Source organism: Psychrobacter sp. Arc9 (genome assembly GCF_041431295.1).
Lineage (GTDB): Bacteria > Pseudomonadota > Gammaproteobacteria > Pseudomonadales > Moraxellaceae > Psychrobacter.
The window spans coordinates 37,242-53,342 of record NZ_JASMRK010000008.1 but is presented as its reverse complement, the minus strand read 5'-3'; the positions used below and the strand labels follow the sequence as shown (position 1 = coordinate 53,342).

Below are 16,101 nucleotides of genomic sequence, written 5' to 3'. Positions count from 1 at the left end.
ATAAAATAGAAACCTTTATAACATCTAGCCAGTGGCTTTCTATGCCATTTGCTCTTTTAGAGATAATGCTGTCTTTCTACTAGCCTGACGCAATTGCCTAACACCATGAGCAATCAAACACCCAATACCTAGCCAAATCAGACCATAGCTATAAATCATCGCTGACTCAAATGGGTTGCCTAGTACGGTCACTGCCAAGATAAATAGTAACACTGGCTCCAAATAGCTCATCATGCCATAGACATTGACTGGTAGCATTTGACTGGCATCAATATTGGTCTTCATTGCCAAGACACTGAGCACACCTAAACCTACTAGCATCATGATAAAGAAACCCGAGCCGCTAACCAATGCCAAACTGCTTGGGGCAAAGAAGAACAAGTAAGCAAGCGCAAAGGGCGCAAATATCGTTAAATCAACCAATAAACCAGTTACTGCGCCAATTCCCTGCAGTCGGCGTAAAATGTAGTAAACAGGATACGTACCGCATACCCATAGCGTCGCCCAAGAGACACTTTGCGTACGGATAACTTCACTACCCACGCCCAATGCAGCAAAGGCCACTGCCAACCATTGCAAACGGCTTAATTTTTCGCCAAAGAGGACACAACCAAACACCACCATCATTAACGGGAATAGAAAGTATCCCATCGCGGTTTGCACACCTTGTCCATTCACTGGCGCCCACATAAATAACCAAAATTGACTCAGGAATATCGGTGTAGGTAGTAGCAGCCAAACGCATTGCTTAGCGCCTTTGAGCGCTTTTAGTTTATCGATGTGCAATCCCAGACGTCCACTTACCATTAAGTATCCGACCAACGCTGCCCACATCGCGAGCATGCGCCAGATAAAAACTTGCGTCCCTGATAATGGCGACAAAAAACTGCTATACGCATAGAGTACACCAAATAGCACGTTGGACAATATGGCAAAAGACACCCCTAGTATTAATGTGCGTTGTTGTGCGCTACCTGTCGTCCAAATCGCAGGTAGTGGCAAACGTGCAACAGTCGTTGCTAGCGTATTAGCGAATACATTGGAGAACATTGAGATAGACATGATAGGCACCGTAGCTATTAATAGATGATAAAAAACCAATTGCTAGCTCTTATTTTGAAGCAGGTCTGATTGGTATGGTCTATTTTACTAGGGTACTTTGATATATTATCTCTATATAGATGTACTTATGAATAAAAATATCATATATATATCCTATAAATGATTATTTTCTTATATTAGTGTTTTTAGTGATAATATTTATAAAAATAGATAAAAAACTCTGCTGTTAAGGATGTCCTGATATGAGCCATACTTTAGATAACATTGATAAAGCTATTTTGAACTTGCTGCAAGATGATGCGACATTACCGCTTAAAACTGTCGCAGAGCGAGTGCACGTATCCATTGCGACGGCGCAGCGGCGTATACAAGCGCTAATAGATAGTGACGTGATTACCAAACAAGTCGCCATTGTCAATCCTGACAAAGTGGGCTATGGCCTGACAGCAGTAGTAATGATAGAAATGGAGCGCTCTAATACCTCAATGCAACATCGATTTGAGCGCCTGATGGACGCGCAATCACGAATCATGAGCTGTTATGAAGTATCGGGCGATTTTGATTTTATGTTGATGGTCAATGCAAAAAACATGAGCGACTATCATCAGTTCACTCGCAGCTTACTGACTTACGAAAATAATGTACGCAATTTCAAAAGCCAGTTTGTGATGAACTTTACTAAGAGTGGAACTAAAATCACCCTAGATTAATTATAATTAGTTATTCACCGCTACACTTACCTATCATATAACAATGGATGATAAGTAGCTAAGTTACATATAAACACTGTACGATATTCACCAGACATCCGAGAAGAAATAAAAACTCGATAGTTAATTTCGTAAGCCCATTTGTTAGACAAGGAAGCCTAATCATGACTGACCATACAAACGCTGATAACAAGAATATGAAAGCGTCACTAAAACCATTAAATTCAAAAAAGGTGATAGCAGGCGCTTTGTTTGCCGCGGTACTAGCCAGCTCGGGCTGTGCGACCAGCTCACTATTAGACAATAGTGGACACGTCACCACGAACACAACGAAGCAGATACTGTCTGAAGATCAAATTGTTGCCTTTGGTCGTCCTGCTCAGGCGTTACCAAAAATGCCAAACGCGTCAATGGTTATCGTAGGAGAGAAGAACAGCTACGTTCTCACCCAAGGTGGGACAGAAATGGTGAACTTACTGAGTAATCTGTCTCAAAAAAATATTCAAGTGGATAACGACATGAGCTTTCATGTACCCAATAACGATGGGTACTTCCAAGGTGAGATGAAACTGTCTTATGCTAAATTAAAAGATGAGTTTGGGCGCTCAGACTATCAGTTCTTTTTGCAAAACAACGGTAAAGAGTGTACCTCAGCGAGCGATCAACGTATCAATGCTCAGCGCTTTTGTTTTAGCGTTCCTGTCAAAGGCGCTATCTATCCGCAAGTTAGTAACTTGGGGTTAATTCAGTCAAACTATCGCGCATTGACCAAACCATATACGGTGAGTTTTTATACACAAACTCAGCAAGATGTCGTCACTCGTAGCGGTCCAAATGGCGCACAAAAACTGGTACTGCTACCCTTTGCCCTCGCCTTTGACGTGGTTACTTTCCCGTTTCAGCTATTAGATTAGATAGTTAACTATTATACCGCTCATCGTCTAGTATCAAGTTTCAGGCTACGTCATGAAAGCTACGTCATGAAAGCTACGTCATGAAAGCTACATCTTGAAAGCTACATCTTGAAAGCTGCGTTATAAAAGCCCCTTTATATAAGGTACGTTATCGAAAGGTATTCCATACTAAATCGTAACGTGCCTGCTTAATATTTTAGAATAACTTTTCGACCAGTGTTTTCGGGTAATTTTGTTTTGCCTTCTCTGCCGCTCGAAACATCATCTCATCTGCTTCGACAGGTCCTGCAACATCGCATAAGCATACATAAGCCAACTGCATCAAATTATTTAACAGGTGCTCATTATCAGGTACAGACGGGCGATTGCCTTCTAAAAATTGACTGATGTTAAGACCATGCCCTTTGAAGGTGCGCTCTTGCGAAACAGTTTGGTGCATGGTCAGAAATAGGTTGCGACTTTCTGTTTCTGATAGCTGACTGCGCAGCGCTTCTACGACGGTATAAAATGCCAAAACCAACTCAGAGACAGGAACTGGCGCTTTGATTGCTTTATTATGACCATTATGGCTATTGTGACTATTAACCTCTACTGTCTGCTGACTGTCCGCTTGCAACGTAGCCCAAAAGCCTTTCCTAATATCAGACTTATAAGCTTGCAGCTCAGGATAGCGCCTTGTCGCATCCAAGACGCACTGTTGCATCATCTTTACAGAGACCGTTGAGTATCGCTGCCACTGTGATTTAAGCAGCCGCACCTCCTCAGGATGTAGATAGTCGGCAAGCACCTCTGCCATCGCAGTCACAGCTTGGTCTACGGATTGAGTATCAATATTCATCAGCTCTCTCCTATAAATGCCGCTCGGTTAAACTCTTGGAATCAAACATTTGCTTCTGGAACTCAGGGTAACCGAGCTCTGCATGCTCGGTATAATCAAGGCCACGCTGCTCATGTAAGCGGCTTGCTTTTAACCCAAAGCTTAGATCGATCAGCTTATACATCACTAGACCCAGTCCCAGTCCCCAGCCTAATGCCACGCCGACGCCCAGCACTTGTACGCCAAGCCGTGATAAGTTAAACAAATCTCCTGTATAAAACAATCCTGCAGCGATCGTACCCCACGCACCGCCAAAGCCATGTACTGCCACTGCCGAGACCACATCGTCTACTTTGAATTTTAATAACGCTTGCGACGATAGGATATAAACCACGGAAGCAATCGCACCGATGATAATGGCAAATACAGGCGTTGTGGTCGCACAACCTGCAGTAATCGATACCAAACCAATCAAGCTGGCATTGACACTATCGCTCAGCAAAATAGCTTTATTAAGCGATCGGGAGATCAGCATGTAGCTCACCACAGCACTGACTGCTGCAACAAAAGTATTGACTGCGATTAGACCAATATTGCCAGTGATAGACAATGTCGATCCAGCATTGAAGCCGAACCAACCAAACCATAAGATAAATCCGCCAAGCGCTAGCAACGTCATGTTATGCCCTGCGATGAGTCTTGGCGTACCATCAGGTGCAAAGCGGCCTAACCTTGGGCCAATGACCAAGATGCCTGCCAATGCCAACCAACCACCGATAGAATGCACTACAGTAGACCCAGCAAAATCAATAAAACCAAGCTCAGCTAGCCAGCCTGTACCGCCGAAGTAACCACCCCATACCCAACTGGCAAACACGGGATAGATAAACAAACAAATCAAACATGCCGCCACCGCATAGCCGATGAACGAGACGCGCTCTGCCATCGCACCACTCGCAATCGTCACCGCTGTCGCTGCAAACATCATTTGAAAAAACATCAATGCCCAGTCCATATTAGACAACGCGACTGGCATAAAGTGATCCGTACCGACGAATCCGGAGTGATTAGTACCCATCATCAGCCCAAAACCAACCAAGTAGAACGCTAGACCGCCGATACACATATCGGTATAGTTTTTCATCATCACGTTTACCGCATTTTTCGCACGTACCGATCCGCTTTCAAGTAGAGCAAAACCTGCCTGCATAAAGAACACCAATACCCCGCCCCAGATAATCCAAGCGATGTTTTGATATTCGAGCAGCTGTGCCACGGTCAATGTGTCAGTCTCAGCAGCTTGGGCACTACTTATCATTGCAAACGATACTGTACTTAGCACCAGCCTATTGTTTAGCGATAATTTTAATGGTTGTAATAGTTTTAATAATGTCTTTATCGTGTCCAGTCCAACAGATGATGTTCTCATTTTATCTCCAAACACTTATCTATCCGTTCAAATTTTATCGGTGCACTATTTTTACTCATTAATGCACACAAATAAGCCCTAATAAGGGTGGAGCAAAACCTGTGCCAAAACCTATCATTAGAAATTAAAGAAACTTATCAACATGAGAAAACAAATGACCAGTAACAGCCAAGTCGGTATTTTGATAATTACGTTTGCGAGAATGTAGCTATAAGTTGAACTAAGGTAGAGAATGATTGTTGGAAGTAAGTTTGATTGAACTGATAATGTGACTGTTCTGTCTAGACTGTTTTTGCCATTATTTTGCTGTGCGGATAGCTTACTTTGCATGAGCAGTTTATCTCACGCTATCAATAACTTATCAGCAATCACCCCTCATAGAATAGGTCGCATAGTGAAGGCGATTCATGTTAAAATGAGCGCTTTTAAATTCGCCTTTATTATCATTGGGTAATAAGGGCTGTATTTTTAGTGCCATTTTTCTAATTAACAGGTCCGCCCATGTCTGCCGATACCATCGCCCGCACTGCCTTTAAACAAGGCACCAAGCCACTTTATGATTATGACAAACACTGGGCGAGCTGCTACGAGCCGGCGCCTTATCTGCCGATGAGCCGCAAAGAGATGGACGATCTAGGCTGGGATGCTTGTGATGTCATAATCATCTCAGGTGATGCCTATGTCGATCACCCAAGCTTTGGTATGGCCATCATCGGTCGTCTATTAGAGTCGCAAGGCTTCCGTGTTGGTATCATCGCTCAGCCAGATTGGAAGAGCAAAGACGCCTTTATGGAATTAGGCAAACCTGTCTATGCGTACGGCGTGACCGCGGGCAACATGGACAGCATGATCAACCGCTATACCGCCGATCGCAAAATCCGTAGCGATGATGCTTACTCTCCGGGCAACGTGGCAAACAAACGCCCTGACCGAGCGGCTATCGTCTATAGCCAGCGCTGCCGTGAAGCCTATCCTGATGTGCCTATTATCTTAGGCGGCATTGAAGGCAGTCTACGCCGTATCGCTCATTATGATTATTGGTCAGACAAAGTCCGCCGTAGTATCCTGCTGGATGCGCGTGCTGATGTCTTATTATATGGTAATGCTGAGCGTGCGATCGTCGATGTGGTACATGGTCTGTCTAAAGGCTATAGCTTTGAGCAGATGAGTAAATTGCGCGGTACGGCTTATTTATTGACTCCGACTCGTCGTCATTGGCAAGAAGACATGACCGAGGTTGCGAGTAATGATGTCGATACCGTCGGCCGTGTCGATCCTATCATCAACCCTTATGTGATGACCGAAGACGTTGATAGCTGTTCAATTGAGCAGAACAAACCATCGGACTCGCCTGTTGGCCAAGCCATGCCTTCATCTATGTCATCGCAATATCAGGGTTTTGTCGCTGAGCCAGTTGCCAATAAAGTCATCAACGCTGAACAAGTCGACGAAGAGACGCAAGTGGTACAAATGCGCGGCTTTGATAAGCCAATGACCGCACGTAAGCATAAGCTAAAAATGCCACCACGTGAAAAGACAGTGATTCGTCTGCCTGACTACGAGCATGTCAAATCTGACCCTGTGCTTTATGCTCATGCAAGTCGTATCCTGCATCTAGAAACCAATCCAGGTAACGCCCGTGCGCTTGTACAGCGTCATAGTAGCGGTGCTGGTAACTCACATACCTCTATCGATGTTTGGCTCAATCCACCACCAGTGCCACTCTCGACAGAAGAGATGGATTATGTGTTTGACTTGCCGTACGCACGCTTGCCACATCCAAGCTACGGCGATGCGCGCATTCCTGCTTATGACATGATTAAATTCTCAGTCAATATCATGCGTGGCTGTTTTGGTGGTTGTACATTCTGCTCGATCACTGAGCATGAGGGCCGTATTATCCAGAGCCGTTCAGAAGATTCCATCTTGCGCGAAGTAGAAGCGATTCGTGATACTGCACCGAACTTTACTGGTGTGATATCTGATCTTGGTGGCCCAACAGCCAATATGTATCGCCTCAGCTGTAAAGACGAGACAATTGAGAAGAACTGTCGTAAGCCGTCTTGTGTCTATCCTGACGTCTGCGAAAACTTGCTGACCGATCATAGCAACTTGACCAAGCTATATCGCAAAGCACGTGATATCAAAGGCGTGAAAAAAATTCTGATTGCTTCAGGCTTGCGTTATGACTTGGCAGTGAAAGATCCTGAATATGTGAAAGAATTGGTCAGTCATCACGTCGGTGGTTACCTCAAGATTGCGCCTGAGCACTCTGAAGAAGGCGTGCTATCGAAGATGATGAAGCCGGGCATGGGCAGTTATGATCAATTCAAAGCCATGTTTGAACAGTTCAGCCAAGAAGCGGGCAAAGAGCAATATCTGATTCCTTACTTCATCGCCGCCCATCCGGGTACCAAAGATGAAGATATGATGAACCTTGCCCTTTGGCTCAAAAGTAATGGCTATCGTGCTGATCAAGTACAGGCGTTTTATCCAAGCCCAATGGCGACCGCGACTACCATGTATCACACGCACAAAGATCCGCTACATAAGGTCAGCCGTGATGAAGGTGACATGGATATCGTCAAGTCTGGTAAGCAGCGCAAACTGCATAAAGCGTTCTTGCGCTATCATGATCCAAAAAACTGGGTACTACTACGTAAAGCGCTACAAGACATGGGTCGTAGTGACTTGATTGGTAAAAATCGTGGTTGCTTGATTCCACCATTTAACGCCAGTTTAGAAGGGCGTGATGCCGCGCAAGATACTTATCAGTCAGCGCGTAAAAAGAATAGCCGTGTTGGCAATGACTCAGTGAAGCGCAGTAATGGCTCGCCAAACAGCAATGCGTCAGCTAAAGGTGCAGCGGGTAAAAATGCTGTCGGTAAAAACAGTAAGAAGAAAGTCAGCAAAGGCAATTTCCAGACTCAGCATACTGGTCTACCACCACGTAAAACTAAGTAGTATTCATAGCAAGTAGTATTCATAGCAAGTAGTGTTCATAGTATAGAAATGCATGCTCAATCTAGAGCGTGTTAAGTAAAAAAAGCGGCTATCAGCCACTCGTTGATAGGCGCTTTTTTACGCGCTAATTTTATAGATGCAGATTTCATAATCAACACTGTTTACTTTTCACCATGTCGCAAATTGCAAGTTACATTAGACAGCGGTTGGGTAACGAAGCTAACAGGTAACGAACAATTTCTAACACTGAAATGGTTCGTTTTCGCTACTATAACCCTCATATGCTAAACGCATCATTAAGAACAAGTAAATGACATCAGCGAAAAGCTTTGGAGAGCACTATGAAAATGATAACTAAAATTGCGACTACCCTACCAGTCCTTGCCCTATTGAGCGCTTGTGCGACTACCGCACCAACTACCCCAGATGCAACTGATACGCCAGTTCCAGAAAAAGTAACCGCTGCCTATGATCGTATGGCACCAGCACCATACACCTGTACCGATGACAGCAAAATCATGGCAAAGCAATCTATCAACAAAGAACAAGTGATGCTCAACGTCACCTTGCCGAAAGTAAAATGGGCCGAGCAGCCAATCATCCTAAACGGTAAAGTGAAAGGCGAAGTCGCAAGCTATGTAAACGACTCAAACCCAGAAGTCATCTATGCATGGCACATGAAAGGTGACAAAGGTATCTTTGCGATGAAGTGGGCTGACGGTAAAGAATATCAAGTAAACTGCCAAATCTAATCAGCTAGAGATACGCTCATATCGTAATAGACAAATAGTCGTAATAGACAAAAAGCAGTCATTATATGGTGGCTGCTTTTTTATGCGTGTTCGTTTGATACGCGTATAGAAATGGCTATAAAAATCAGTATCAGATAGATAGTTGTACAGTTAGTTCAACATAATTTCGATACAAGGAAACCGAGTGCAAGTTATACATTAGTATGCTTAGCGAGGATGACAATGTAGCGGACTTATATAGACTCGACTATACAGTTGATTCAATTTAAAAGTGGTACAAGGCAGCCGAGTGCAGATATAACTGTAATACTGCAAGCGAGGTTAACGTTGTCATTCTTTTATAGAGGATCGACTATATCAAAACTTACCAACTGATGTATTTCGCTAGAGAAGCACAAAGAAAGCTGTCAAAATAGCAGGTAAAGAAAATCAATCATGACCAACAATCAAAAGGGTAACTCGATGGCAAAGCGTCTGATAAGTATGATGGTAATTGCAACGGCAAGCATGTGGGCGCTGACGGGCTGCGATAACGCTACCGATTCTGTCGATGCCACTGAGCAAACTGCGGAGACAGCATCAGATCCATCCACACCAGCAGCCGACACCATCGACTGGTCACTGGTAGATAGTGGTGAAAAGCCTGCTGACCCTACCAATTATAAGTATCCGTTTGCCATCGATAGTCAAAACGTCCGAGACTATGCAGATTACTTCAAAGTGGACGCTGCTACCGCCCAGCACAATCTGACCCTAAGCATGGCAAGTAATGAAGCACTATCAAAGGTTCTCGATCAGATCGGTGAGCACTATACCTCACATGAGCTGAACGATGGCGAAGATATGACCCTCATTATTCATACGACGCCTGATATTGAAGCGAGTCGCTATGATTACGTGTTTGGCGATGACTTTGCAAAGGGTTTGGTTTTGCCTATCATTATTCAGCCTGATGCTAAAAAAAGTGAGAGACAGCCGCATAGTGAGATACAAGGGTTGGCAGTTGATGAATAATTGTCTTATCTGTGTCTTTGTATATGCCTGATAAATCAACGTTTATTTATCGAAATAAGTCAAAGACAAAAACCCTAAAAGCTTAGCCTCAGCATCGCTTGCTTCCATGAGGGGCAAATATGCTTATCATAGCGCGGTTTTCTTTACTGGTACATTCGGCGCTCGTCCCTCGCGCAAAAGCAAAGCAAAGCTCTCCCCTTGCGGACGGCCAGAACAGTACTCTGATATTTCTATTCTCAATCGCGCGTTCATACTTATCGGCGAAAGAGAATGATAGATACCATCAAATTGCACATATAAATTCAAAATCCATTTCTTAGTCTTGCGCGAGTTAGTGTTACGCGAGGCGCACCTTACGTCAACTCTCATCTATTGTATATCTTTAACCTCTGTACCCTCTGCCTTTACCCAGTAAACAATGGCAAGCTGTTCAATATCTGTTGCTTTATAAGGTACGTGATATATATCAAATGAATACTCGCCATAGTTTGGCTTCACCTCACTACCCTCTTCGCTTACTACTATCTTTAGTAAAGCACGTGAACGTGTTCGTTTTTCATGAATATCCTTAATCGATCGCCATGGTATATCTAAGACTTGATTGGATTGAATGATTTGTAGTTTCTCTGGTAATAACTTAAGACTAGATATCGATACTAACGGTATTTTATTTTTATCTTCATTCCTGGCTACCAAATAACAGAGTATCGCTGCACCAATCGGTATCACTGCCCAAATGATATCAGAGGGATCAAATGTTTGGCTTGTGAATAATGGTAGTAGCCATGACATAATCAGTTTAGTGCTCAGCCATATCATTAGTGCAAAAATAGCTATCGTTAAGAAAAATCCAGCATTGTACTCTTTTGCTCTAAATTCGAAACTTGGTAATTTTGATCCAGCCTGAATATGAGCATTTTTTAAATTTTGTATACTGGCACTGATATCTATTTTTTGAGAATTGACTGATTCAAATACACCTAGCCACTTCAAGTAGCTCATGACGACAATAAAGAGTATTAAAAGGGATAAGCTCACACTATCTGTCAAATACTCGACGCCCGCGCTTATACAGGCGATGATGCCTACATGACGCATTATTTGAGTATTAGTCCGATGTGTCATAGCATTCCTGAGTTTCGATTATATAATTGCTAGTGTAAGCTTGTTTTGGCTTATATATTTTTCTCTGACCATACAGCAAACTCATTGCCGCTAGGTTCGGTAAAATGAAAGCGAAAGCCACCGGGGAATTCAAAAATATCTTGAGTAATCACTCCGTTGTTATCTACGATCTTCTTACGAGTTGCGGGTAAATGCTTACTATAAAAAATGAGTAGCGCTCCGCCATTTTCAGCTGAGCTGGATTTGTCCGCTTGGTAAAACCCGCCTTCCAATCCCTGATTATCAAACGCGGTATAGCCGTCGCCATAGTCGGTAAACGTCCAATCGAATACCGCGTTAAAAAAGCCTTTGGTCGCTGATAAATCCTTAGCAGCAAACTCTACATAGTTTAGTTTCTCGTGTTGATTCATTTGACGTCCTTGTCGATTAAGTGCAGAATATCATTAACAATTGTTTATTTTATCAATCTAAATTCAGAATATAAAACGCCAGTCTATAGTTTATTCATATACCTTAAAAGAGTGATCTCCACCTTATGAACATAAAAGTGATAGTAGCTAGCATTCTCTTGACATTGAGTCTAAGCGCTTGTAGTCCCTCGCCTGATGATATTAATGACACTGTTAAAGAGTCGTTACAAGAAACATTAAGCACTGATACAGACTTCGCAAATTATAATTTAAGAGTGGGTAATATTGATCTTATTAAAGTAAACGACAGTCAATATAAAGCCTTAGCTGAAGTTTATTTGGATGACGAGTTACACACCGTACCGCTCGATGTTTATGCCGAAGGTGATATGTTTGAATATAATGCCATTTGGGAAGCACAGCCAGGTGCCTTTTTGTTCGTTGCTGAAAAGGAAATTGATGCGGCTATAGAAGAGTTCAATGCTGAAATGGATAACTTACAATCTGAGTTTGAAAGTAGCTTTTATGATTAATAACGCCATACCTATACGCTAGATAAAACAAGTTAGCTATGTTGATGCATTTGATTCTAACACCTTCAAGCTATCTAACTGCCATTGCCTTTCAATTGTTATCATCTCACTATCGTTTGGAAAGGCAAGTTGTATTGATTTGATGGCATAATCTGAGCACACCATGGTGTGCTCTGTCATATGCCCAACCGCCACCGCGTGTCCCACAGCTCTAAAAACCGTTCTGGCTATTTCAGTCTGACATTGCCTTGCGACAACATGAATCTTGAATCCTGCTTTTCTGACCGCATTAACGCTAGCTTTACTGTCTTGCCAAAGCTGACTGGTTAACATGCCCTCTTGTATATCCGTAATATCAATATCTTCACTATTCGCTAATGGTAAAACGTGTTTTGCACATTCAATCGCCCATTTTGCTAGTGTTGCCTGTGTTGTTGATTCAAAGAGACTGTCTATCTCTGCTCGCAACTCTAGATTGTCTGTAATCTTAATCTTTGATTTGGTAGGCATAGAGAACCCGAATTAGCATGAGTGTAAATTTAGAAGATTGTAGAGTGTTTCTTATTTAGATCTGTACTTCACAGTGCATAATGACTACTTTCGGCTCTTGCGCAAGTGAGGACGGAAATAGCAGAGCACTGCTCTGCCCGTCTGCAAGGCGAGAGCTGTGCTCTGCTCTTGCGAGGGACGAGCGCCGAGTGAACTATTAAAGAAAGACGGCTCATGACCCGCATATTTCTATGTATTAAAGCACGTGATGCTGAGGCTAATTGTTTTCGCTATTGTCTTCTGCTACTTTAAATTAGACTCACCCTCATTCTTTAATCAATTGCAAAAACTCTTCCTCAGCCACTACCTTTACGCCTAACTTCTCCGCTTTCGCCATCTTCGAACCTGCTTTTTCCCCTGCTAACAATGCCGTAGTCTTAGCCGAGATACTACCCGACACTTTTGCGCCCAGCGCTTGTAGTTTGGCTTTGGCTTCATCACGCGCCATGCTATCGAGTGCGCCTGTGATGACCCACGTTTGCCCATCGAGTGGTAGCCCTTCTGATGCAACCTGCTCGACTTTATCCCAGTGGACGCCAGCTTCAAGCAACGAATTAATCACTTCGATATTGTGCGGCGCACGGAAGAATTTGTAGGTCAGCTCGGCAGTGATTTCTCCGACATCTGGGGTTTTTATCAAAGTCTCAATACTGGCCGCCATTAGGCTATCTAAACCACCAAATTGCTGAGCAAAGTTCTGTGCCGTACCTTCACCGACACCACGAATACCAAGCGCATAGATAAAACGAGCCAATGTCGTATGCTTGCTGGCTTCGATTGCATTGATGATATTCTGGACCGATTTTTCACCCAATTTCTCAAAGGTGACCATCTCATCTGCATGATTGTGCAACTGATAGATATCAGCAACCGTTTTGACCAGACCATGCTCAAAGAAGCTAATCAACCAACTCGCACCAAGCCCATCGATATCCATGGCACGACGTGAGACAAAATGAATAAGTGCTTCTTGCTGCTGCGCTGGGCAAAACAGTCCACCCGTACAGCGCGCCAATGCTTCGTCTTCTGGCAGCACGACGGGAGAGTCGCAGACAGGACAAGTAGAGGGTAGCGTGACAGGCGTACTATCGGCTGGGCGCTGATCGTGCCAGACACGAGTGACTTTGGGGATGACATCGCCTGCACGGTGGACACTGACCGTATCGCCTGCGCGCACGTCCAAACGCTGAATCTCGCCAAAGTTATGCAAGGTGACATTGCTGACAGTGACGCCGCCGACTTTGACAGGCTCAAGCTTACCGACTGGGGTGATTTGACCCGTACGGCCAACTTGCCATTCGATATCGTTGAGACGTGTCATTACCGTTTCAGCGGGGAATTTATAGGCAGTCGCCCAGCGTGGCTCGCGTGATAGGTAGCCTAACTGCTGCTGTAACGCAAGGCTGTTTACCTTAATCACCATGCCATCGATTTCAAATGGCAGATCGCTACGCCCTTCTATCACTGATTCATAGTAGGCCTGGGCGGCGCGTGGATTTGCGACTACTTCTACGGCGCTGACTGTAAATCCAAGCTCGGTAAGCCATGCCAACGCTCCTGATTGGGTGTCGATAGTATCTGGCAAACCCTGATTGACCGAATAGCCATAGAAAGCCAGTGGACGACTAGCAGCAATGGCTGGATCTAACTGACGTAAGCTACCAGCAGCAGCATTGCGCGGATTAGCAAAGGTTTTGCCCTCGTTCTCTTCTGCCAATCGATTAAGACGTTCAAACCCCGCCTTTGGCATCAATACCTCACCGCGTACTTCTAATAACTCAATATCAGCAGCATCAGCTATCCATAGTGGCAGGTTACGGATGGTTTTGGCATTTTGGGTAATATCTTCACCCGTCTGCCCATCACCGCGCGTGACCGCTTGGACAAATTTTCCGTGCTCATATTTCAGTGAGACGGCCAGTCCATCGAGCTTTAGCTCCATCTCGTATTCAGGGTTTTGCTGTGAGTCGCTGAGACGATCATTGACACGGCGCATAAAATCGCGCAAATCATCATATTCAAACACATTGCCTAACGACAGCATCGGAATATCATGCGTAACTTGGGTAAAGGCTGATAGCGGCATATCGCCGACTTGATTGATTGGACTGTCTGGCTGTACCAAATCTGGATATTCTTCTTCAATCTCAAGCAACGAGCGACGTAACTGATCGTATTCACTGTCTTCTAATATCGGATTATCGAGCACATAATAGGCATAGTTATGCGTCTTAATCGCTTCAATAAGCGCACGCATTTTTGAGACAATCTCTGCACTATTATTGGTACTACTGTCAGTCGAACTAGATACATTAGATTTGGCAGGTGCTTGGTTTTCTACTTGAGCAGATGGATTTTTAGAATTATTTGATGAGGTAGAGTCAGTCATAGTCGGCGTCTTTTTCGCAATTCAAGATGTTGATATGATAACAAGTTTGTAGGAAGCTCGGTATAGTCAATCCTATATAAATCAGATACTGTGTTAGGCTCGCTCAGTCTACTATGGTTAGCACTTTTCGGAAACTATAGCCCATTAAAAAAGGCAAATAACGTTAATCGCTATTTGCCTTTTTATGATTTCTGATACTAATCAGCTTTTATCTTTCAGCGCTTATCCTTCGAGCTTCTAATCCTCAAGCACCTAGCCCTCATAATCACGAACTTGGTTACGTAGTTGCTGCTTGTATTCAGGCGTGATTGGTTCATTCTCTTCATCAAGCATAATGGCGTCAAGGTCGCTTGCCATCATATAAGCAATGCTCATCATACTATCAAAACTGCGCACGGCCTGTGGATGTGGCAATGACAAGAATACGACGACACCGTTATAAGTGTTGGTCGCGACACTATGCGGATCAAATGGCGCGATACCGCTATCGGTGATACCCATCATGCTAAACCACAGCATACCCGTGCCGTCTTTTTGCTCGTAGCGATGGAACATATTCATCGCACCATAGCGTAGACCATATTTATCAATCAATGCTAATAGGTCACGACCACGGATAATCGCCGCTGGACGGTCACGATATTGGTGCGGCAAGATAGTGATATTGATATTGTCTTTGGCATTAATCAAAGGACCATTTTGCACATCATCACCTGACTCTGATAGATGCTGATCCAGTATCGGGCTGTTGTCATCGAAGCTCGGCTCTTCTGCCGTATCGATGGTTGGCATCAGGCTATCAGTCGCTGACATTAGGCTAGAGAACGCATCAGGCTCTTGCTCGATATGCATCTGATCGGCGACTTCTACAAACTCAGCACTATCGGCACGGCGTTGCTCTTCTTGCCAGCGCGCGTAGTCGGCTTCATCGATGACGTCATAGTCGTCAGCTGCTACATGGTCACGCTCAGCCGTTAGTTGGGCATCAACGTTGGTATGCGATTGCGTCAATGGCTCTTCTTCAACCACAGCATCCAAGTAGCTACGATCTGGACCGATGCTCGTCTCGCCTGCGACTGTATCATCGAGATCTGGCTGATCGACGATGTTGCGCTCGTGACGCGGTATGATCGGAATACCATTTTTATCATAATTGACCGCAGCAGCTTCGGTAGCACCGCGGCGCTTAAAGCTACGAATGACCATAAACAGCCCTGCGAGCACGATAAACGCGGCAATGGCAATCAATATAAACTGAATAACGGTCATGATAAATACATCCTAGTATATATAACAAAAGGGAATACACAAACGAGCATAAATGGCAATATTCTAGCATGGCTGACCTATATCGTCACCACATTGTGTACTTTATAACCAGTATGCTGGACTGAGGTCAAGCTTATTTGCATTTATGCCAATTGATTGATTAT

General features: G+C 44.0%; 14 protein-coding genes. 6 read left to right on the top strand and 8 right to left on the bottom strand.

Features of this window, described 5'->3' with window-relative positions:
* Positions 1 to 39 precede the first annotated feature (39 nt).
* Positions 40 to 1,062 carry an EamA family transporter RarD gene (gene rarD, locus QO187_RS06255; RefSeq protein ID WP_228153234.1) on the bottom strand — a complete coding sequence of 341 codons (1,023 nt, stop codon included), beginning with the start codon at positions 1,060 to 1,062 and terminating at the stop codon, positions 40 to 42.
* A gap of 242 nt (positions 1,063 to 1,304) precedes the next feature.
* On the opposite strand from rarD, the gene QO187_RS06250 reads away from it, so the two are divergent.
* Both QO187_RS06250 and QO187_RS06245 read left to right on the top strand, forming a co-directional pair.
* Positions 1,305 to 1,772 (top strand): Lrp/AsnC family transcriptional regulator, encoded by a 468-nt coding sequence (locus QO187_RS06250; RefSeq protein ID WP_101204277.1) that lies wholly within the window; start codon positions 1,305 to 1,307, stop codon positions 1,770 to 1,772.
* A gap of 164 nt (positions 1,773 to 1,936) precedes the next feature.
* Positions 1,937 to 2,686, top strand: a complete 750-nt coding sequence (locus QO187_RS06245; protein ID WP_102094579.1) for a hypothetical protein — start codon at positions 1,937 to 1,939, stop codon at positions 2,684 to 2,686.
* A 196-nt stretch (positions 2,687 to 2,882) separates the two neighbouring features.
* On the opposite strand, the gene QO187_RS06240 is transcribed toward QO187_RS06245, so the two are convergent.
* Entirely contained in the window at positions 2,883 to 3,524 is a 642-nt protein-coding gene (locus tag QO187_RS06240; RefSeq protein ID WP_102094578.1) for a hypothetical protein, read from the bottom strand.
* A 10-nt stretch (positions 3,525 to 3,534) separates the two neighbouring features.
* Positions 3,535 to 4,821: an ammonium transporter gene (locus QO187_RS06235; protein ID WP_102094635.1), complete on the bottom strand. Its 1,287-nt coding sequence runs from the start codon at positions 4,819 to 4,821 to the stop codon at positions 3,535 to 3,537.
* Positions 4,822 to 5,433: 612 nt separating this feature from the next.
* Between QO187_RS06235 and QO187_RS06230 the strand changes: the two genes are divergently transcribed.
* From QO187_RS06230 to QO187_RS06220, 3 genes are all read left to right on the top strand, one after another.
* Entirely contained in the window at positions 5,434 to 7,896 is a 2,463-nt protein-coding gene (locus tag QO187_RS06230) for a YgiQ family radical SAM protein (protein ID WP_102094577.1), read from the top strand.
* A 341-nt stretch (positions 7,897 to 8,237) separates the two neighbouring features.
* Positions 8,238 to 8,648 carry a hypothetical protein gene (locus QO187_RS06225; RefSeq protein WP_102094576.1) on the top strand — a complete coding sequence of 137 codons (411 nt, stop codon included), beginning with the start codon at positions 8,238 to 8,240 and terminating at the stop codon, positions 8,646 to 8,648.
* A 435-nt stretch (positions 8,649 to 9,083) separates the two neighbouring features.
* Positions 9,084 to 9,662, top strand: a complete 579-nt coding sequence (locus QO187_RS06220; protein ID WP_228153233.1) for a hypothetical protein — start codon at positions 9,084 to 9,086, stop codon at positions 9,660 to 9,662.
* Positions 9,663 to 10,031: 369 nt separating this feature from the next.
* On the opposite strand, the gene QO187_RS06215 is transcribed toward QO187_RS06220, so the two are convergent.
* Complete coding sequence (locus QO187_RS06215) at positions 10,032 to 10,712, bottom strand: hypothetical protein (RefSeq protein ID WP_145990559.1); 681 nt, start codon at positions 10,710 to 10,712, stop codon at positions 10,032 to 10,034.
* A gap of 125 nt (positions 10,713 to 10,837) precedes the next feature.
* A complete protein-coding gene (locus tag QO187_RS06210) occupies positions 10,838 to 11,197 on the bottom strand; it encodes a VOC family protein (RefSeq protein WP_102094574.1) in 360 nt (119 codons plus the stop codon).
* Positions 11,198 to 11,322: 125 nt separating this feature from the next.
* Between QO187_RS06210 and QO187_RS06205 the strand changes: the two genes are divergently transcribed.
* Positions 11,323 to 11,730, top strand: a complete 408-nt coding sequence (locus tag QO187_RS06205; protein ID WP_102094573.1) for a hypothetical protein — start codon at positions 11,323 to 11,325, stop codon at positions 11,728 to 11,730.
* 36 nt (positions 11,731 to 11,766) lie between these two features.
* On the opposite strand, the gene QO187_RS06200 is transcribed toward QO187_RS06205, so the two are convergent.
* The 3 genes from QO187_RS06200 to QO187_RS06190 all read right to left on the bottom strand — a co-directional run bounded on the left by QO187_RS06200 (position 11,767) and on the right by QO187_RS06190 (position 15,937).
* The gene (locus QO187_RS06200) at positions 11,767 to 12,240 is read right to left on the bottom strand and encodes a putative immunity protein (RefSeq protein ID WP_102094572.1); all 474 of its coding nucleotides are present in this window, start codon (positions 12,238 to 12,240) and stop codon (positions 11,767 to 11,769) included.
* A 304-nt stretch (positions 12,241 to 12,544) separates the two neighbouring features.
* Positions 12,545 to 14,536: an NAD-dependent DNA ligase LigA gene (gene ligA / locus QO187_RS06195; protein ID WP_102094633.1), complete on the bottom strand. Its 1,992-nt coding sequence runs from the start codon at positions 14,534 to 14,536 to the stop codon at positions 12,545 to 12,547.
* A gap of 384 nt (positions 14,537 to 14,920) precedes the next feature.
* On the bottom strand, positions 14,921 to 15,937 hold the full coding sequence (locus QO187_RS06190) for a cell division protein ZipA C-terminal FtsZ-binding domain-containing protein (protein WP_102094571.1): 1,017 nt from the start codon (positions 15,935 to 15,937) through the stop codon (positions 14,921 to 14,923).
* Between the last annotated feature and the right edge of the window lie 164 nt (positions 15,938 to 16,101).